The organism is Streptomyces sp. NPDC007945, assembly GCF_042958885.1.
In the GTDB taxonomy this organism is placed as follows: domain Bacteria; phylum Actinomycetota; class Actinomycetes; order Streptomycetales; family Streptomycetaceae; genus Streptomyces.
In genome coordinates, this window is record NZ_JBIBJV010000008.1 from 38822 (window position 1) to 57290 (window position 18469).

Below are 18469 nucleotides of genomic sequence, written 5' to 3' on the forward strand. Positions count from 1 at the left end.
TGACTGTGAGGTCGGTGATCGGCGTTCATGGGGCGTTCATGTCCCGAACGCGGGACACCCCGGGGAACGAAAGGAGAAGACCATGCGACTGCTGCTCGTCGAGGACGACGACCACGTGGCCGCGGCCCTCTCCGCGATCCTCGCCAAGCACGGCTTCGCCGTCACCCACGCCCGCAACGGCGAGGAGGCCCTCCAGGCCGTCCTCCCCACCGCGCAGGGCGAGCGCCCCTCGTACGGCGTGATCCTGCTCGACCTCGGCCTCCCCGACCAGGACGGCTACCAGGTCTGCGCCCGCATCCGGAAGCTCACCGCCACCCCGGTGATCATGGTGACGGCCCGCGCCGACGTGCGCTCCCGGATCCACGGCCTCAATCTCGGCGCCGACGACTACGTCGTCAAGCCCTACGACACCGGCGAACTGCTCGCCCGCATCCACGCCGTCTCCCGGCGCACCACCGGCCCCGGCGGCGAGGACACCTCCTCCGGCGGTACGGGCTCCGCCGCCGACGCCACCGTGCTCCGCCTCGGGTCCGTCGCCGTCGAGCTGCCCACCCGGCGCGTCAGCGTCGACGGCCGGCCCGTCGCCCTCACCCGCAAGGAGTTCGACCTGCTCGCCCTCCTCGCCCAGCGGCCCGGCGTCGTCTTCCGCCGCGAGCAGATCATCTCCGAGGTCTGGCAGACCAGTTGGGAGGGAACCGGCCGCACCCTGGAGGTGCACGTCGCCTCGCTCCGCTCCAAGCTGCGGATGCCCGCCCTGATCGAGACCGTGCGGGGCGTCGGCTACCGCCTGGTCGCCCCGGCCGCGTAACGCCCGGCCGCCCTGCCCGTGCGCACCCGACTCCTCCCCCTGCTCATCGTCCTGATGGCGGGGGTCCTGCTCGCCCTCGGCTTCCCGCTCGCCGCCAGCATCGCCGCCGCCCAGCAGCAGCGGGTCGTCGTCGACCGCCTCGACGACGCCGCCCGCTTCGCCGCCCTCGCCCAGTTCGTCGGCGACCTCGCCACCGGCAGGGACGAGCGCCGCACCACGCTCAGCGGCGAGCTCGCCAGCTACCACGACGTGTACGGCATCCGGGCCGGCATCTTCTACCGCGACAACCGCGCCATGGCCGCCGCCCCCGAAGACTGGGTCGTCCCCTACGACGGCGAGAGCCGCCGCGCCTTCAACGAGGCCCTGCTCGGCCGCCGCAGCCACGACCCGCCACAGGTCTGGCCCTGGCAGCCGCACGCCCGCCTCACCATCGCCTCCCCGGTCGTTCGCGACGGGGACGTCATCGCCGTCGTCGTCACCGACTCGCCCACCGGCGCGCTGCGCGCCCGCATCCTCCGCGGCTGGCTGGTGATCTTCGCCGGCGAGGCCGCCGCGATGCTGCTCGCCGTCGGCGCCGCCGTACGCCTCACCGGCTGGGTCCTGCGCCCGGTCCGGGTCCTGGACGGCGTCACCCACGACATCGCCACCGGCCGGATGAACTCCCGGGTCGCCGAGGCCGGAGGGCCGCCCGAACTGCGCCGCCTGGCCCGCTCCTTCAACGAGATGGCCGACCACGTCGAGGAATCCCTCGAACAGCAGCGGGCGTTCGTCGCCGACGCCTCCCACCAGCTCCGCAACCCGCTCGCCGCCCTGCTGCTCCGCATCGAGCTGCTCGCCCTCGAACTGCCCGAGGGGAACGAGGAGATCGCCTCCGTGCGCACCGAGGGCAAGCGGCTCGCCCAGGTCCTCGACGACCTCCTCGACCTGGCCCTCGCCGAGCACGCCGACGCCGATCTGCGGCTCACCGACGTGGGCGCGCTCGCCGCCGAGCGGATCGCCTCCTGGCGGCCGGTCGCCGACGACAAGGGCGTCGTCCTGGTCGGGGAGTGCGGAGCGGCGACCGGCTGGGCGGACCCGGTGGCCCTGTCCAGCGCGCTCGACGCGGTCGTCGACAACGCGCTGAAGTTCACGCCGGCCGGGGAGCGGGTCACCGTACGGGTCCTGCCGGGGAAGGACGCCGTCGAGGTCGTCGTCGCCGACCTCGGTCCCGGCCTCACGGAGGAGGAGCTGACCCGGGTCGGCGACCGCTTCTGGCGCTCCGGGCGCCACCAGAACGTCAAGGGCTCGGGCCTCGGCCTCTCCATCGCCCGCGTCCTGCTGACCGCCACCGGCGGCGGCATCGCCTTCGCCCCGAACGAACCGCACGGCCTGAAGGTGACGGTCACGGTGCCGCGCCACGACCCGACGGACCGCTCGGGAGTGACGTACGGGCCGTGAGGGACGGGTCTACGGGGCCACGGGCCTACGGACTGGTCGCGGTGCGCTCGGGGGCGGGGGCCGGGGCGGAGCCCGTACGCGTCAGGGCTTGACCGAGCGGTAGTAGCGGCGGGCGCCGTCGTGGAGGGTGAGGGGCTCGGTGTAGACGGCCGTCCGCAGGTCCACCAGCTGGGCCGGGTGCACCTGCCCGCCGATGGCGTCCCGGCTGTCGATGACCGACCGGGTGACGCCCTCCACCAGGTCCGGATCGGTCTCCACCGTCGTCACCATCAGGTTCGCCACGGCCAGCGTCTCCACCTCCTGGCCGTTCTGCGCGGCCGCGTACGCGTCGGCCGGGACGACCGCCGAGCGGTAGTGCCGGGTCGAATCGCCGACGTCCCGCAACGCCTCCACCAGCCGCGCGTCCATCGGGATCAGCCGGATCGGTATCCGCTCCGACAGCGTCTGCACGGCCTGGGTCGGCAGCCCGCCCGACCAGAAGAAGGCGTCGATCCCGCCCTTCTCCAGCATCTCGGGCATCGCGTCGATGCCGACCGGCACCGCGGTCACGTCCGTGGACGTGGTGAGCCCGGCCGCCGCCAGCACCCGGTCCGCTATCAGCCGCACCCCGGAACCTTCCTGCCCCACGCCGACCCGCAGTCCGCGCAGGTCGGAGACGCTCTGGACGGTCGAGCCCTGGCGGACGACGAGCTGGACGTAGTCGTCGTAGAGCCGGGCGCAGCCGCGCAGCCGCTCGAAGCCGGGCCGGCGGTCACGGATGTACTGCGCCACGGCGTCGGCGGTCGCGACCGTGAAGTCGGCCTTCCCGGAGGCGACCCGCGTCAGGTTCTGCTGGGAGCCCTCGCTGTCCGTGAGTCTGACCGAGACCTCGGGGAGGTCCTTCGCCATGGCCTGCTTGAGCAGCGCGCCGTACCGCTGGTACACCCCGGTCCGAACCCCGGTGCTGAAGGTGATCGAACCGCTGGGCGTCGAGGCGCCGAACGGTGCCAGCCACCACAGCAGCATTCCGCACACCACGGCCAGCACGGCCGCGAGCGCGAGGACGCGGCGGCGGGCGGCGCGGGTGAGGGAGGCGAACATGCCATCGATCCTGCCAGGTGGCCGAGGCCCCTGGCCAGGGCGACGGGACGCAGGCGGCTGTGATGTCCGCTGCGCGGGGCGTGGGCGCTGCGCGGGATGTGCGGGGTGGGTGGGATGTACGGGCCGTGGGGGGCGTACGCGCCCCGCCGGGGGTACGGGCCGTGCCGGGGGTACGGGCCGCGCCGGGGGTGCAGGCTGGGCCGGGCGTACGGGCCGCGCCGGGCGTACGCGCTGCGCCGAAGCGGTGAGCGGTTCCCGGTGGTCGGCTCCGGCCGTGTGTCCTGTCGTGGTGCCGGGGCCCCTGCGGCTAGCGTCGGGAGGCGCCCGGTGATCTTGAGGGCAGTCCCCTCTGCCCGCCCCTGGCCCCCCGCCGGGCGCGCGACCCGCCTCCGTCCCGAGGGAGTTTTCGCATGTTCAGGACCCCGGTGTCCGTTCTCGCCGTTCCCGCCGCTGACTGGCCCCTGGACTGAGAGCGCCGCGCGGGTGAGGGTGGGGCGGTGCGCACTCCCGGGAGTCGGGAGGCTCGGAAGTCGAGGAGCCGGGAGGCCGGGGAACCGTGAGGCCGAGGCGTCGCCCAGTCCTGGGGGGCCTGGAGGTCCGAAGGCCCCGGTCCCCGGAAGCCGCCGACGCCTCCGGTCGCCGAAGCCCTCCGGCCGCCGACGTCTCCGCGGTGCGCGCCCCGTCCCAGCCTGCACGCCCCCGAGGAGCCGTCGATGCCGTCCGCCCCGCCCGTCACCCCGCCCCGCGTCGCCGTCCTCGCCGACGACCTGACCAGCGCGGGGGATGGGGCGGCGCCGTTCCGCCGGGGCGGCCACCCCGCCCGGGTCCTCCTCGCGGGGAGCCCGCTCGCCGCGCACGGGCGGGAGGACGGGGTGCTCGCCGTCGACCTCGGCACCCGGCTCCTGGACGAGGCCGGGGCCGAGGCCCGTACCCGGGAGGCGGCCCGCGCCCTCGCCGGGGCGGGGCTGCTGCTCAAGACCGTCGACTCGACCCTCCGGGGCCACGTGGCCCCGGAGATCCGCGCCGCGCGCGAGGGCTCGGGGCGGCGCGCCGTCGTCGTCTCGCCCGCCTTCCCGGCCGAGGGGCGCACCACCCGCGAGGGCGTGCAGTACGTCCGCGGAGTCCGCGTGGACGAGAGCGAGTTCGCCCGCGACCCCGCCCACCCCGTCCGCACGGCCGACCTCGCCCGTCTCCTTCCGGAAGCCGTCCGGGTCGACGCCGACCGACCGGAGGCCCTCGCCGAACTCCTGCCCTCCGGCGGCTTGTTCGTCTGCTCCGCCGCCACCGACGCCGACCTCGACCGGATCGTCGCCGCCGTCCCCGACCACCGGTCCGTCCTGTGGGTCGGCTCCCCGGGGCTCGCCGCCGCCCTCGCCCGCCACCACGCGCTGCCCGGGGGTGACGCGGACGCGGAGGAACTCCCGCCCGCGAGAAGCCCCCTGGTCGCCGTCGGCAGTGCCAACCCCGCCACCCGCCGGCAGCTCGCCCTGCTGGCCGCCCGGCCGGGCGCGGTGGCGGCCGTCGCCGCCGAGCCGTTGGCGACGGCCACCGACACCCTCGTACGGATCATCCACACCCCGCACGAACGGCGGGCGGACCCGATGGAGTTGACCCGGGAGCTCGCCGCGTCCGTGGCGGCCCTCGCCGCCCGCGCGCCCTTCGACGGACTCGTGCTCACCGGCGGGGAGACCGCCGAAGCGGTGCTGCGCGCCCTCGGCGCCCACGGCATCGACCTCCACGACGAACCCGAGCCCGGCATCGCTCGCGGCACCCTGGCCGGGCCGGCCGGCGTGCCCCGCGTCCCCCTCGTCATCAAGGCGGGCGGCTTCGGCGACGACCGCACCCTGCTGCGCCTTCACGCCCTGTTGACCGCCACCGGCCCGGCGTGACCGCCACGGGCGTGACCGCCCCGGCCCGGCCTGACCGCCGCAGGCCCGCCCTGACCGCCACCGGCTCGCCCCGACCGGCGCGGGCCCCGCACGAGTGTCAGGCCTCCAGATAGCGCAGGACCGCGAGGATCCGGGGGCTGTGGCCCTCGGTCCCGCGCAGGTCCAGCTTGTCGAAGACCGCGTTGAGGTGCTTCTCCACCGCGCTCAGCGACAGGTGCAGCCTCCGGGCGATCGCCGTGTTCGTGTACCCCTCCGCGAGCACCTGGAGCACCTCCCGCTCGCGCGGGGTCAGCCGGGCCAGCGGATTGGCGTGCGCGCTGCGCACCACCAGCTGCCGTACGACCTCCGGGTCGATCGCCGCCCCGCCCGCGTGGACCCGCTCCAGCGCGTCGAGGAACTCCTCGACCTGCGCCACCCTGTCCTTCAGCAGATAGCCGACGCGCTCGGCGCCGGCGGCGAGCAGCCGGGCCGCGTAGCTTCGCTCGACGTGCTGCGAGAGGACCAGGACCCCCGTCCCGGGCAGCCGCTCGCGGATCGCCACGGCCGCCCGCAGTCCCTCGTCGGTGTGGGTCGGCGGCATCCGGATGTCCACGACGACCACGTCGGGCCGGAGCGCCTCGGTCTCGGCGACCAGCGTCGCCGCGTCGCCGAACGCCCCGACGACCTCGTGCCCCTCCTCCGCGAGCAGGCGGGACAGTCCCTCCCGCAGCAGGGTCGAGTCCTCGGCCAGGATCACACGCACGGCAGCTCCGCGACGATGGTGGTGGGTCCCCCGAGGGGGCTGTCGATCCGCAGGGAGCCGTCGAGCGCGGCGACCCGCCCGCGCAGCCCGGTCAGGCCGCCGCCCGCCGGATCCGCGCCGCCCCGGCCGTCGTCCTCGACCCGTACGGTCAGCGGGCCGCCGGGCGCCCGCGCGACCCGCACCGAGACGGCCGACGCGGCGGAGTGCTTGGCCGCGTTGGTGACGGCCTCGGAGACGACGAAGTACGCCGCCGTCTCCACCGGGCGCGGGAGGGGGCCCGTCACCTCGTACGCGATCCGCAGCGGCAGCGCGCACCGCTGGGCGACGCCGCCGAGCGCCTCCTCCAGGCCGAGGCTGTCCAGCGCCGACGGGTACACCCGCCAGGCCACCTCGCGGAGTTCGGCCAGCACCTCCTGGGCCTCCCGGTGCGCCTGGCCGAGCAGCCCGGCCGCCCGCTCCGGGTCGCTCCGGCCGCTCCTGCGGGCCCGCCCGATCAGCATGGCGAGCGCCACGAGCCGCTGCTGGACCCCGTCGTGGAGGTCCCGCTCGATCCGCCGCCGCTCCGCGTCCACGGCCCCGACGACGGCGGCCCGGCTCAGTGACAGCTCCTCGATCCGCCGGCGCAGCAGCTCCCGCTCCGACGGCCCGAAGCACTCGCGGGCGAGCCGGGCGTCCAGCGCGGTCAGCGCGAACAGCCCCTGGAGGCCCAGGAACAGCAGGACGCCCCCGAGGACCAGCTGCGTCAGCAGCTCCGCCGCCCCGATCGTCCCGCGCGCCAGACCACCGACCAGCAGCACCGCCAGCACCGCGCCGAAGCCGAGCAGCGCGAGCACCACCGCGCACACCAGCCCCGTCGCGGACCGGACGGCCAGATACCGCAGGGCGTCGCCCTCACCCTCGTACGCCTCGGGGAACCGGTCGCCGAAGAAGCGTTCCCGCCGCCTCCGCTCGACGCCCCCGAGCCATCGGGCCCCGGAGCCCAGCACCCCCAGCGCGTACGCCCGCGTCCGCGGCCACAGCAGGAAGGCACCGAGCGCGACCCCGGCCACCAGGAGGTACAGCAGCCCGAGCGGCGCCGTCAGACACCCGGCCACCACTCCCACGACCCGCCGCGCTGCGAACCGCCCCCCGCCCCGTTCCGCCTCCACGCGCCCACCCTAGGGCCTGTCGTCGAACTCCCGCCTGCCCCGCGACGCCATGCCCGCACTCTCGCCGCACCGGGCACAAGGCCAAGTACGTCCCGTACGAGGCCTCGCGCCCGGCATGCCGAGAGCACGCACCTGACGCCGCGGGGCCGCCCTCCGGGCGACGCCGGGAGTTTGACGACAGGCCCTAGGCGCGCCGGTGCCGGGGCTCCGCCCCGCGCCGCCGGAACCGGACGACGAGCCAGGTCGCGGCGGCGGCCAGGACCAGGACGAGGACGGCCTTGGAGACCACGCCCACGTACGCCTCGACCAGCTCCCAGCGGTCGCCGAGGACGTAGCCGGCGAGAATCAGGACGCTGTTCCAGGCGAGGCTGCCGACGGTGGTCAGCAGCAGGAAGAGGGGGACCGGCATCCGCTCCACCCCGGCCGGGACCGAGATCAGACTGCGGAAGATCGGCACCATCCGGCCGAAGAGGACCGCCTTCGTGCCGTGCCGCCGGAACCACGCCTCGGTCCGCTCCAGGTCCGCGACCTTCACCAGCGGCAGCCGCGCCCACAGCGCGTGCATCCGCTCCCGGCCGAACAGCGCGCCGATCCCGTAGAGGGCGAGCGCGCCCACCACCGAGCCCAGCGTCGTCCAGAACAGCGCGGAGGCGAGGCTCAGCACGCCCTGGCCGGCGGCGAATCCGGTCAGCGGGAGGATCACCTCGCTCGGCAGCGGAGGGAAGAGGTTCTCCAGGGCGACTGCGAGTCCCGCGCCGGGCCCGCCGAGCGTGTCGACGAGGTCGGCGGCCCAGCCGGCGATGCCGTCGGCCGGAGCGCCGTCGGGCTTCTGGGCGAGAACGGTCGTGAGCGGTGTCATGAGCCCTCCATGGTGACGGGGACGGTTCCCCCGGAAGGTCCCCTGGCCGACCCGGCCGGGGGACCCTCCCCACGCTAGGAAGGCCGGCTCGGAGCCGGTATGCGCGTTCCCGCCCGTCGCCCTGCGGAAAACCGCAGGGGGCGCTCGGCCCGGTCCCACGACCTTGCGGGAGAACCGCAGGGGCCGCTCGGCCCGGTCCCACGGCCCCTGCGGAGTACCGCACGGGCCGCTCGGCCCGGCCCCGCCGGTCCCGGCTCAGGCCCGCAGGTCCGCCGCCGTCGGCACCACGACCGCGAAGACGTCCGTAAGCCCGGTCAGCGCGGCCCGCTTCAGCTCGGCGGCGGGCACGACCGTCCCGTCCGGCGCGGCGAGGGCGCGGGTGGCCGTCGCCTCGGCGACCACGGTGGGCCGGTAGCCCAGGTTGAAGGCGGCCTGGGCGGTGTAGGTGACGCACATGTGCGTCATGAAGCCGGCGAGCACCAGCTCCTTCCCGTCGCCCGCGGCGAAGCCGAGGCCCGTCAGGACCTTCTCCAGGTCGGTGGCGTGGAAGGCGTTCGGGAAGTTCTTCACCACGACCGGCTCGCCCTCCACCGGCGCCACCTCGTCGCAGATCGCGCCGACCGGCGCCGTGAGGTCGTAGGGGGAGCCCTCGCCGCTGTCGTGCTGGATGTGGACGACCGGAGTGCCGGCCGCGCGGGCCCGGGCGAGGAGCCGCGCCGCCTCGGCGACGGCCTCCTCGGCGCCTTCGAGGGCCATGACGCCGGAGCGGTAGGTGTTCTGGACGTCGATGAGGACGAGCGCCGCCTCGGAGAGCCGGGCCGGCTCGTCGCTCAGACCGGAGAGGGAACGGAGGGGGGTGGAGGGAGTGCTGCTCATTTTTTCTTGACCTTTCTTATGAAATGCGGTGAGGAAGGGTGAAAAGGGGTGCCGTGTGGGCGTGGTGAAGCCACCCACGGCGGGGGGGAAGGGATGGCGGGGGAGGGGGACGGCGGGAGGAGGGACGGTGGGAGGGAGAGGCGGCCTGGGGGGCGAGTAGGCAGGGCGGGAAGGAAGGGCGGCCTGGGGGCGGAGGGACCGCGGAGGAAGGGGCGGCGCGGGGAAGGGCCGTCAGCCGGCGCCGGTGCGGAAGCGTCGCCGGTACGCCGCCGGCGTCGTCGCGAGCTGGCGGCGGAAGGCCCGGTGCAGGGTCTCCACCGAACCGAGTCCCGCCCGCGCCGCCACCTCGGCGAGCGGCGCGTCCGAGGTCTCCAGGTGGCGCCGGGCCACCTCGATCCGGGCCGCCTCCACGTAGGCGGCGGGGCTCGACCCCGTCTCCTGCGCGAAGACCCGGGCGAAGTGCCGCTCGCTGAGGCACATCCTGCCGGCGAGCCGCTCCGCGGACAGGTCCTCGTGGAGGTGGTCCGCGATCCAGAGCCGCAGCTCGTCGATGTCCCGCCGACCGGCCGCCGGGCGGCTCAGCGGTACCGAGAACTGGCTCTGGCCGCCCTGCCGCTTCAGGTACATGACGAGCTGCCGCGCCACCGCCAACGCCGTCTCCTCGCCCAGGTCCTCCGCCACCAGGGCGAGGGACAGGTCGAGGCAGGCGCTGATCCCGGCCCCGGTCCACAGCCGCCCCCGGTCCGTCCGTACGAAGATCGGATCGGGGTCGACGGTGACCTCCGGGTGGTCGGCGGCCAGCTGCGCCGCCGTCGACCAGTGGGTCGTCGCCGGCCTCCCGTCGAGCAGGCCCGCCGCGGCGAGCACGTGCGCGCCGACGCAGACCGACGCCACCCGCCGGGCGTGCGGCGCGGTCTCCCGCACCCAGCGCACGACCTCCGGGTCGAGCCGGGCGACGACCCCGCCGTCCTCGCCGGGGTCCACCGCCCCCGGCACGAGCAGGGTGTCGACGTCCGCGCCGACCTCGTCGAAGCCGAGGTCCGCGAGCAGCCGCACCCCCGCCGAGGTCCGCACCGCGCCGGCGCCGCCGGGCGCGGCGAGCCGCACCCGGTAGCGCTCGTGGCCCGACTCCCGGTTGGCCAGCGCGAAGACCTCGGCCGGCCCGGTGACGTCGAGGAGGTCCACGTCGGGGAAGACCGCGACGACGACCCGGTGCACCGGGTGCGCGGGGCGCCCTGCGGTGGTCGCGGAGGCGGTGGTCTCGGACATGCCTCCACCTTCGCCCGCCCCGCGCCGTGACGGCAATGACGATTCCCTGTCACATCCCGACATCGGCCGGGCTCCGGCGTCCGGCCCGGAGCCCGCGGCGGACCGCCTACTCTTGAAGACTCCATACCCTGGAAAACACGACCAGCAGCAGCGACCGGAGTCTCACAGTGGGCATCGAAGGACCGAAGACCTACGACATTCGCACCTACGGGTGTCAGATGAACGTCCACGACTCCGAACGGCTCTCCGGTCTGCTGGAGGAGGCGGGCTACGTCCGCGCGCCCAAGGACGCCGACGGCGCCGACGTCGTCGTCTTCAACACCTGCGCGGTCCGCGAGAACGCCGACAACAAGCTGTACGGCAACCTCGGCCACCTGGCCCCGATGAAGACCGCCCGCCCCGGCATGCAGATCGCCGTCGGCGGCTGCCTGGCGCAGAAGGACCGCGACACCATCGTGAAGCGGGCCCCGTGGGTCGACGTCGTCTTCGGCACCCACAACATCGGCAAGCTGCCGGTCCTCCTGGAGCGCGCCCGCGTGCAGCAGGAGGCCCAGGTCGAGATCGCCGAGTCCCTGGAGGCCTTCCCCTCCACCCTGCCGACCCGCCGCGAGTCGGCGTACGCGGCCTGGGTGTCGATCTCGGTCGGCTGCAACAACACCTGCACGTTCTGCATCGTCCCCGCCCTGCGCGGCAAGGAGGAGGACCGCCGGCCCGGCGACATCCTCGCCGAGATCGAGGCGCTCGTCGCCGAGGGCGTCTCCGAGATCACCCTGCTCGGCCAGAACGTGAACGCGTACGGCTCCGACCTCGGCGACCGCGAGGCCTTCAGCAAGCTGCTGCGCGCCTGCGGCGCCATCGAGGGCCTGGAGCGGGTCCGCTTCACCTCCCCGCACCCGCGCGACTTCACCGACGACGTCATCGCCGCCATGGCCGAGACGCCGAACGTGATGCCGCAGCTGCACATGCCGCTTCAGTCCGGCTCGGACACCGTCCTCAAGGCCATGCGCCGCTCCTACCGCCAGGAGCGCTTCCTCGGGATCATCGAGAAGGTCCGCGCCGCGATCCCGCACGCCGCCATCTCCACCGACATCATCGTCGGCTTCCCCGGCGAGACCGAGGAGGACTTCGAGCAGACCATGCACGTGGTCCGCGAGGCCCGCTTCGCGAACGCCTTCACCTTCCAGTACTCCAAGCGCCCCGGCACCCCGGCCGCCGAGATGGAGGGGCAGATCCCCAAGGAGGTCGTGCAGGCCCGCTACGAGCGCCTCGTCGCCCTCCAGGAGGAGATCTCCTGGGACGAGAACAAGAAGCAGGTAGGCCGCACGCTGGAGGTCATGGTCGCCGAGGGCGAGGGCCGCAAGGACGGCGCCACCCACCGCCTCTCCGGCCGCGCGCCCGACAACCGGCTCGTCCACTTCACCAAGCCCGACGAGGACGTCCGCCCCGGCGACGTGGTGACCGTCGAGATCACCTACGCCGCCCCGCACCACCTCCTCGCCGAGGGCCCCACCACCGCCGTCCGGCGCACCCGCGCGGGCGACGCGTGGGAGAAGCGCACCGCCGCGGCCGCCGCCAAGCCGGCCGGCGTCCTGCTCGGCCTCCCCAAGATCGGCGCCCCCGCCCCGCTCCCGGCCGCCGAAGCCCCGGCCTGCGGCGTCGCCCACTGATACCCGCTCCGGATCATCAGTGCCGGGGTCGGCGAGTAGGGGCGCCCATGCCACGGTCGGTGAGCGGGGGCGTCCGCGCGGTCCGGTGAGCGTGGGGCGGCCGTACCCGGCCTCCCGCTGACGTCTGGCCGGCGCCGACGCTCGGCCCGTACGCCCCCGGCCCGCGCCCCGTCCCGGTCCGCACCCGCTCCCCGCGGCGCACGCCACCGCCCCGCGGTGTCGAGCCGTCGGCCCCGCGCTCCCGGCTGGGTGGGGCAGTAGGCTGCGGATCATGCTTGTCGCCGCCGCCGTGTGCCCCTGCCCGCCGCTGCTCGTGCCCGAGGTCGCGAGCGGTGCCGCCCCCGAGATGGACGCCGCGCGGGCGCACTGCGCGGACGCCCTCGGGGTGCTCGCCGCCGCCCGGCCCGATCGCCTGTACGTCGTCGGGGTGGCGTCCGGGGACGCCTCGGGCGTCTTCCCGGCGGGTTCCGCCGGCTCCTTCGCCGGTTTCGGCGCCGACCTCGCCGTGCGGCTCGGCGAGGGTCCCGGGGGCGACCGCCCGCTGCCGGCGTCGCTCGCCGTGGGCGCCTGGCTGCTCTCCCGTACCGGTGCGTCCGGCGCGGCCGTGGAGGGGCTCGGGGTCGACGAGGAGGCTTCCGCCGAGGAGTGCGCGGAGTACGGGCGGCGGCTCGCCGCCTCGGCCGAGCGGGTCGCCCTGCTCGTCCTCGGGGACGGCAGCGCCTGCCGCACCGTGAAGGCCCCCGGCTACTTCGACGAGCGCGCCGCCGGTTTCGACGCCGAGGCGGCCCGTGTCCTGGGCTCGGCCGACGTGCCCGGCGTCCTCGCGCTCGACGCGGACCTCGCCCGGGAGCTGAAGGCCGCGGGACGCGCCCCCTGGCAGGTCCTCGCGGGCGCCGCCGAGGGCGCGGACCTGACCGGCCGGCTGCTGCACGAGGGCGCGCCGTACGGCGTCGAGTACCTGGTCGCCGTCTGGTCCTGAGCGCGGTCCCGCCCCACGACGGACGCGGCCCGCGGAGCGCGTACTGCCGCTCCGCGGGCCGAGTCCGTCGTACGGTCAGTGCCTAGGCGGCCGGCGGCGGAGTCGGCGGGGTCGGCGGCGTGCCGTCGGTGCCGGGCCTGCCGTCGTCCTTCTGCCCGATCCGGTCGAGGGCCTCCTTGGCCTTGCCGGTACCGGACCGGATCGTGCCGCTGTACTTGCCCTTGGTCTTCTCGTCGACGATCCTCGCCGCCTTGTCCAGACCCTGGTCGATCTTGTCCCCGTGCTGCTGCGCGAGGTCCGAGACCTTGCCCTTGGCCGGGCCGAGCTTGGCCTTCAGTGAATCCAGGAAGCCCATGGGGCACCTCTCCGTCTCCGTGTCGTGCCTATGTGCGGGCGGCTTCCCCGGTCTCGCCCGCCGCGTCCGCGGCGGTGTCCGCGGCGGTGTCGGCCGACTGCTGCCGGGGGATCTCCACGACCTCCGCGACGGCCTCCGTCGCCTCGGAGGCCTCGGCGGACGACTCCTCCGGGACGGTCACTCCCGGGACGGCCACCCGCGTCACCGTCCCACCCGCCCCCGACCCGGAGCCCGGCTCGGACCCGGATCCCGACCCGGAAACGGGCGCCGACCCCGCCCCCGACCCGGTTCCGGACTCGGATCCGGCTTCGTTGAGCTCCGCCGAGACCTGCTCACCGGACTCCTCCGCCGACTGCTTCTTCCGGCGAAACCTTGAGAAAACACCCATATTCACTCCTCAGCCTACTCGTCAGGGGTGCCGTGCGCGGGGAACCACGGCCGGGGAACGGCCGCGAACACGGCCCGGACCACGCACGGGCAACGAACCCCCCGACCCCGTGTCACGTCGCTCGTTCGGGGACGCCTCCGGAGGTTTGCGAGACTGGGACGGTGAGAAGCGCAGCTCCCGCACCGCGGGTCATCGCCGTCGTCGGCCCCACGGCAGCCGGAAAGTCCGATCTGGGTGTGTTCCTGGCCCAGCAGCTCGGCGGCGAGGTCGTCAACGCCGACTCGATGCAGCTCTACCGAGGGATGGACATCGGCACCGCCAAACTGACGCCCGAGGAGCGCGGCGGCGTCCCGCACCACCTCCTCGACATCTGGGACGTCACCGAGGCCGCCAGCGTCGCCGAGTACCAGCGGCTCGCCCGCGCCGAGATCGACCGGCTGCTCGCCGAGGGCCGCACCCCCGTCCTCGTCGGCGGCTCCGGCCTGTACGTACGCGGCGCCGTGGACGCCCTGGAGTTCCCCGGCACCGACCCCGGGATCCGCGCCCGCCTGGAGGCGGAGCTGGAGGAGCGCGGCTCCGGCGTCCTGCACGCCCGTCTGGCCGCCGCCGACCCCGAGGCGGCCCGCGCGATCCTCCCCAGCAACGGCCGCCGGATCGTCCGCGCCCTGGAGGTCATCGAGATCACCGGCAAGCCCTTCACGGCCAACCTCCCCGGCCACGAGTCCGTCTACGACACCGTCCAGATCGGCGTCGACGTGGCCCGCCCCGAACTCGACGAGCGGATCGCCTCCCGGGTGGACCGCATGTGGGAGGCCGGCCTCGTCGACGAGGTCCGCGCGCTGGAGGCGCTCGGACTGCGCGAGGGCCGCACGGCCTCCCGCGCCCTCGGCTACCAGCAGGTGCTCGCGGCGCTCGCCGGGGAGTGCACCGAGGACGAGGCGCGCGCCGAGACCGTGCGCGCCACCAAGCGCTTCGCCCGCCGCCAGGACTCGTGGTTCCGCCGCGACCCGCGCGTCCACTGGCTCAGCGGGGCCGCCGATCACCGCGCGGAACTCCCGGGGGAGGCGCTGTCGTTGGTCGAACGAGCGGTTACAGCCTGATCACGTGATGGCATCGGGACGCCCTGCCCGTCATTTCCGCGGTCGGGAGCGTGCCATCATCGAGCATCGATCGACCAAGGTGGAGTCCGAGTGGGGAGGGCGCGTGGCGATGGAGGCCGGCCCTCGCGACAGAGAACAGCACGAGGCGGTCCCCGGGAGTGCCCCGGGGCTGACCCCGGACGGTCCCGACGACGCCGAGGGCTCCGCGATCGAGATCGCCGACGAGGTCGAGGTCGAGCTGCGCCCGCGGCGGCTGCTGAGGTTCTGGCAGCTCGCCCCGATCGTGGGGCTCGCCGCCGTCGGCTCGCTGATGTTCGCCTTCCCGCTCGCCTTCGGCTCCGGGGACGCCGGCGCGGTCGTCGCCATGCTGGGACTCCTCATCAGCTTCTGCGCCGCCGGCTGGGGCGTCATGGCCGCCCGCAGGGTCGGGTACACCTGGCCGGGGCTGCCGCAGCGCGGCTCCGGCGAGCGCCCGGACTGGCGGGTCCTCGCCCTGTACGTGACGTCCATCGCGGCCCTCGTCGCCCTCGCCGTCTGGCGCGTCGCCCGCCTCCGCTGAACCGCGCGGGACCGCGACCGGGCCGCCCTGTGGACGACCGGAACGGGTGTCGGGGCGGCACCGTACAGTTGATCCCGTGACCAGCACGCAGACCACCCCGCTCCGTTACCTCAAGGGCCACGGCACCGAGAACGACTTCGTGATCGTCCCCGACGCGGAGAACGAGATCGACCTGCCCCCCGCGCTCGTCGCCCGGCTCTGCGACCGCCGCGCCGGCCTCGGCGGCGACGGCGTGCTGCACGTCGTCCGCAGCGCCGCCCACCCCGACGCCCGCGCCATGGCCGACGAGGCCGAGTGGTTCATGGACTACCGCAACGCCGACGGCACGGTCGCCGAGATGTGCGGCAACGGCGTCCGGGTCTTCGCCCGCTACCTGGAGCACGCCGGCCACGTCACCGCCGGCGAGGTCGCCGTCGCCACCCGGGGCGGCGTCAAGCGCGTCCACCTCGACAAGGACGGTTCCGTCACCGTCTCCATGGGCCGCGCCGTCCTCCCCGAGGAGGGCGTCACGGTCGCCGTCGACGGCCGCAGCTGGCCCGCGCGGAACGTGAACATGGGCAATCCGCACGCGGTCGCCTTCGTCGAGGACCTCGCGCACGCGGGCACGCTGTACGACGAGCCGCCGTACGAGCCCGCGTCGGTCTACCCGGACGGGGTCAACATCGAGTTCGTGGTGGACCGGGGCCCCCGCCACGTCGCCATGCGGGTGCACGAGCGCGGCGCCGCCGAGACCCGCTCCTGCGGCACCGGCGCCTGCGCGGTGGCCGTCGCCACCGCCCGCCGCGACGGGGCCGACCCGGCCGTGACCGGCGCCCCCGTCACGTACACCGTGGACGTCCTCGGCGGCACCCTGGTCATCACCGAGCACCCCGACGGCGGCATCGAGATGACCGGTCCCGCCGTCATCGTCGCCGAAGGCACCCTGGAGCCCTCCTGGCTCGCCGCCGGCTGAGCCCCCTCCGGTTCGTTCCGACGGCCCCTCCCTGCGGCCCAATCGAAACTGTCAACGACTCACGTATCGCTCGAATGGGTGATCCGGTTCACGCTGGGCGAGAGCGGGACTGCCCCGCGTGGTGGGGTCGGTAGCATCAAGCACCGGCCCCCCGGGCTCTCCTCGCCCGTCCACCGCCGGTCGACGCCGCCGGAGGTTGCCCATGAGCGCAGAGGCCACGAACCCCGTGAGCGCGGCCGAGACGGCCGCCACCGACCCCCGCGTCCGCAGGCGCGCACGTGCCCGGCTCGACCTGCGCAGGATCGGCCGCGCGGCCCTGCTCGGCGCCACCGCCGGTCCCGCCTCCCGCGACCGGCTGCCGGACGCCATCAGCCACGTCGCCGAGGCGCACCGCGCCCACCACCCCGAGGCCGACCTGTCGGTGCTGCGCCGGGCGTACGTGCTCGCCGAGTCCTCGCACCGCGGCCAGTTCCGCAAGAGCGGCGAGCCGTACATCACCCATCCGCTCGCCGTCACGCTCATCCTCGCCGAGCTGGGCGCGGAGACCACCACCCTGACCGCCTCGCTCCTCCACGACACCGTCGAGGACACCGAGGTGACGCTGGATCAGGTCCGCCGGGAGTTCGGCGACGAGGTCGCGTACCTCGTCGACGGCGTCACCAAGGTGGAGAAGATCGACTACGGTGCCGCCGCCGAACCCGAGACCTTCCGCAAGATGCTCGTCGCCACCGGCGACGACGTCCGCGTCATGTCCATCAAACTCGCCGACCGGCTGCACAACATGCGCACCCTCGGCGTGATGCGGCCCGAGAAACAGGCCCGCATCGCCAAGGTCACCCGCGACGTCCTCATCCCGCTCGCCGAACGGCTCGGCGTGCAGGCCCTCAAGACCGAACTGGAGGACCTGGTCTTCGCCATCCTCCACCCCGAGGAGTACGAGGCCACCCGCGCGCTCATCGCCGAGGCCACCGGCTCCGGATCGCCGGACGCGCTCGCCGCCGTCGCCGAACAGGTCGGCACCGTCCTGCGCGAGGCGGACATCGCCGCCGAAGTCCTCGTCCGGCCCCGCCACTTCGTCTCCGTCCACCGCGTCCGCCTCAAGCGCGGCGAGCTGCGCGGCTGCGACTTCGGGCGGCTCCTCGTCCTCGTCGCCGAGGACGCCGACTGCTACGCGGTCCTCGGCGAGCTGCACACCTGCTTCACCCCGCTGATCTCGGAGTTCAAGGACTTCATCGCGGCCCCCAAGTTCAACCTGTACCAGTCGCTGCACACCGCGATCGCCGCCCCCGACGGCGCCGTCGCCGAGGTCCTGATCCGGACCCACCGCATGCACAAGGTCGCCGAGGCGGGCGTCGTCGCCCTCGGCAGCCCCCTCGGGGCGGCCCCGGACGCCGTCGACCCGTCCGAGGCCGCCGAGGACGGCGAGCGCACCGACCCCACCCGTCCCGGCTGGCTCGCCCGCCTCCTCGACTGGCAGGAGTCCGCGCCCGACCCCGACACCTTCTGGAGCTCGCTCCGCGCCGACCTCGCCGAGGACCACGAGATCACCGTCTTCCGCGCCGACGGCGGGACCCTCGGCCTGCCCGCCGGCTCCACCTGCGTCGACGCCGCCTACGCCCAGCACGGCGAGGCCGCCCACGCCTGTCTCGGCGCCCGCGTCAACGGCCGCCTCGCGCCCCTGGGCACCGTCCTCTCCGACGGCGACACCGTGCAGCTGCTCCTCGCCCAGGACGCCGGCTCCGGGCCCTCCCCGGAGTGGCTGGACCACGCCAGGACCCCGGCCGCGCGGATCGCGATCACCGCCTGGCTCCAGGCGCACCCGCAGGCCGCCGCCCCGCCCGCCGCGGCCCCCCGCCCGCCGCTCAGCGTCGCCGCCGACCGCAGCTCGGGCGCCGAGCTCCACGCCGACCTCGACGGCGCCCCCGCCGCCCCGGTCCGGCCGGCCGGCTGCTGCACCCCCGTGCCCCCCGACGCCATCACCGGCTTCCGGGTCCGGGGCGGCGCCGTCACCGCCCACCGCACGGGCTGTCCGGCCGTGGACGTCATGCGCCGCCTCGGCCGTGCCGCCGTCCCCGTCCGCTGGGGCGACGCCGCCCACTGCCGGGTGACGCTGGTAGCCGAATCGTTCGGCCGCCCCGGCCTGCTCGCCGATCTGACCGAGGCCATCGCCACCGCCGGCGCCGAGGTGGTCTCCGCCACCGTCGAGCCGCCGACCGAGCAGCGGGTCCGCCACACGTACACCCTGCAACTGGCCGACGCCGCCGAACTCCCCGCCCTCATGCGCGCCATGCGCGAGGTCCCCGGCGTGTACGACGTGGCCCGGACCCACCGCCTCTGACCTCCCGCCCGCCGGTGACACCT

Annotated in this window: 17 protein-coding genes; 9 read left to right on the plus strand and 8 right to left on the minus strand. The window is 75.0% G+C overall.

What is annotated here, in order from left to right:
* The first annotated feature begins 82 nt into the window (after positions 1-82).
* Both ACFZCF_RS24480 and ACFZCF_RS24485 read left to right on the plus strand, forming a co-directional pair.
* Positions 83-808, plus strand: coding sequence for a response regulator transcription factor (locus ACFZCF_RS24480; RefSeq protein ID WP_388450403.1), 726 nt, complete (start codon positions 83-85; stop codon positions 806-808).
* Positions 809-826: 18 nt separating this feature from the next.
* Positions 827-2245 carry an ATP-binding protein gene (locus tag ACFZCF_RS24485; RefSeq protein ID WP_388450401.1) on the plus strand — a complete coding sequence of 473 codons (1419 nt, stop codon included), beginning with the start codon at positions 827-829 and terminating at the stop codon, positions 2243-2245.
* Positions 2246-2326: 81 nt separating this feature from the next.
* On the opposite strand, the gene ACFZCF_RS24490 is transcribed toward ACFZCF_RS24485, so the two are convergent.
* Entirely contained in the window at positions 2327-3325 is a 999-nt protein-coding gene (locus tag ACFZCF_RS24490; RefSeq protein ID WP_391288777.1) for a TAXI family TRAP transporter solute-binding subunit, read from the minus strand.
* Between the two features lie 713 nt (positions 3326-4038).
* Here ACFZCF_RS24490 and ACFZCF_RS24495 point away from each other — a divergent pair.
* On the plus strand, positions 4039-5214 hold the full coding sequence (locus ACFZCF_RS24495) for a four-carbon acid sugar kinase family protein (protein ID WP_391288779.1): 1176 nt from the start codon (positions 4039-4041) through the stop codon (positions 5212-5214).
* Positions 5215-5311: 97 nt separating this feature from the next.
* Here ACFZCF_RS24495 and ACFZCF_RS24500 read toward each other — a convergent pair whose 3' ends face one another.
* From ACFZCF_RS24500 to ACFZCF_RS24520, 5 genes are all read right to left on the minus strand, one after another.
* Positions 5312-5956, minus strand: a complete 645-nt coding sequence (locus ACFZCF_RS24500; RefSeq protein WP_391288781.1) for a response regulator — start codon at positions 5954-5956, stop codon at positions 5312-5314.
* Positions 5947-7104, minus strand: a complete 1158-nt coding sequence (locus ACFZCF_RS24505) for a histidine kinase (protein ID WP_391288784.1) — start codon at positions 7102-7104, stop codon at positions 5947-5949. Before ACFZCF_RS24505 ends, ACFZCF_RS24500 begins: the two co-directional genes overlap by 10 nt.
* A 184-nt stretch (positions 7105-7288) precedes the next feature.
* Complete coding sequence (locus ACFZCF_RS24510) at positions 7289-7963, minus strand: VTT domain-containing protein (protein WP_391288786.1); 675 nt, start codon at positions 7961-7963, stop codon at positions 7289-7291.
* Between the two features lie 255 nt (positions 7964-8218).
* Positions 8219-8839, minus strand: coding sequence for a cysteine hydrolase family protein (locus ACFZCF_RS24515; protein ID WP_388449495.1), 621 nt, complete (start codon positions 8837-8839; stop codon positions 8219-8221).
* A gap of 231 nt (positions 8840-9070) precedes the next feature.
* Complete coding sequence (locus ACFZCF_RS24520; RefSeq protein ID WP_388449494.1) at positions 9071-10108, minus strand: GlxA family transcriptional regulator; 1038 nt, start codon at positions 10106-10108, stop codon at positions 9071-9073.
* 173 nt (positions 10109-10281) lie between these two features.
* Here ACFZCF_RS24520 and miaB point away from each other — a divergent pair, with 173 nt between their 5' ends.
* On the plus strand, positions 10282-11775 hold the full coding sequence (gene miaB, locus ACFZCF_RS24525) for a tRNA (N6-isopentenyl adenosine(37)-C2)-methylthiotransferase MiaB (protein WP_391289074.1): 1494 nt from the start codon (positions 10282-10284) through the stop codon (positions 11773-11775).
* 271 nt (positions 11776-12046) lie between these two features.
* Entirely contained in the window at positions 12047-12754 is a 708-nt protein-coding gene (locus ACFZCF_RS24530) for a class III extradiol dioxygenase subunit B-like domain-containing protein (protein ID WP_391288789.1), read from the plus strand.
* Between the two features lie 82 nt (positions 12755-12836).
* Here ACFZCF_RS24530 and ACFZCF_RS24535 read toward each other — a convergent pair whose 3' ends face one another.
* Positions 12837-13109: an Rv0909 family putative TA system antitoxin gene (locus tag ACFZCF_RS24535; RefSeq protein ID WP_391288790.1), complete on the minus strand. Its 273-nt coding sequence runs from the start codon at positions 13107-13109 to the stop codon at positions 12837-12839.
* Between the two features lie 28 nt (positions 13110-13137).
* The gene (locus tag ACFZCF_RS24540; RefSeq protein ID WP_388449491.1) at positions 13138-13305 is read right to left on the minus strand and encodes a gliding motility protein; all 168 of its coding nucleotides are present in this window, start codon (positions 13303-13305) and stop codon (positions 13138-13140) included.
* 353 nt (positions 13306-13658) lie between these two features.
* Here ACFZCF_RS24540 and miaA point away from each other — a divergent pair, with 353 nt between their 5' ends.
* From miaA to ACFZCF_RS24560, 4 genes are all read left to right on the plus strand, one after another.
* A complete protein-coding gene (miaA, locus tag ACFZCF_RS24545) occupies positions 13659-14597 on the plus strand; it encodes a tRNA (adenosine(37)-N6)-dimethylallyltransferase MiaA (protein WP_388449490.1) in 939 nt (312 codons plus the stop codon).
* Between the two features lie 109 nt (positions 14598-14706).
* Positions 14707-15156: a hypothetical protein gene (locus ACFZCF_RS24550; protein WP_388449500.1), complete on the plus strand. Its 450-nt coding sequence runs from the start codon at positions 14707-14709 to the stop codon at positions 15154-15156.
* Positions 15157-15232: 76 nt separating this feature from the next.
* On the plus strand, positions 15233-16108 hold the full coding sequence (gene dapF / locus ACFZCF_RS24555) for a diaminopimelate epimerase (protein WP_388449489.1): 876 nt from the start codon (positions 15233-15235) through the stop codon (positions 16106-16108).
* A gap of 202 nt (positions 16109-16310) precedes the next feature.
* Positions 16311-18446, plus strand: a complete 2136-nt coding sequence (locus ACFZCF_RS24560) for a RelA/SpoT family protein (RefSeq protein ID WP_388449488.1) — start codon at positions 16311-16313, stop codon at positions 18444-18446.
* Positions 18447-18469 lie beyond the last annotated feature (23 nt).

What these genes read in the sequence shown, in the direction of transcription:
- ACFZCF_RS24535 (WP_391288790.1), bottom strand. Translation starts at nt 13,109, where the DNA reads ATGGGCTTCCTGGATTCACTGAAGGCCAAGCTCGGCCCGGCCAAGGGC.
- ACFZCF_RS24495 (WP_391288779.1), top strand. Translation starts at nt 4,039, where the DNA reads ATGCCGTCCGCCCCGCCCGTCACCCCGCCCCGCGTCGCCGTCCTCGCC.
- ACFZCF_RS24550 (WP_388449500.1), top strand. Translation starts at nt 14,707, where the DNA reads ATGGAGGCCGGCCCTCGCGACAGAGAACAGCACGAGGCGGTCCCCGGG.
- ACFZCF_RS24480 (WP_388450403.1), top strand. Translation starts at nt 83, where the DNA reads ATGCGACTGCTGCTCGTCGAGGACGACGACCACGTGGCCGCGGCCCTC.
- ACFZCF_RS24520 (WP_388449494.1), bottom strand. Translation starts at nt 10,108, where the DNA reads ATGTCCGAGACCACCGCCTCCGCGACCACCGCAGGGCGCCCCGCGCAC.
- ACFZCF_RS24490 (WP_391288777.1), bottom strand. Translation starts at nt 3,325, where the DNA reads ATGTTCGCCTCCCTCACCCGCGCCGCCCGCCGCCGCGTCCTCGCGCTC.
- ACFZCF_RS24530 (WP_391288789.1), top strand. Translation starts at nt 12,047, where the DNA reads ATGCTTGTCGCCGCCGCCGTGTGCCCCTGCCCGCCGCTGCTCGTGCCC.
- ACFZCF_RS24510 (WP_391288786.1), bottom strand. Translation starts at nt 7,963, where the DNA reads ATGACACCGCTCACGACCGTTCTCGCCCAGAAGCCCGACGGCGCTCCG.
- ACFZCF_RS24560 (WP_388449488.1), top strand. Translation starts at nt 16,311, where the DNA reads ATGAGCGCAGAGGCCACGAACCCCGTGAGCGCGGCCGAGACGGCCGCC.
- ACFZCF_RS24515 (WP_388449495.1), bottom strand. Translation starts at nt 8,839, where the DNA reads ATGAGCAGCACTCCCTCCACCCCCCTCCGTTCCCTCTCCGGTCTGAGC.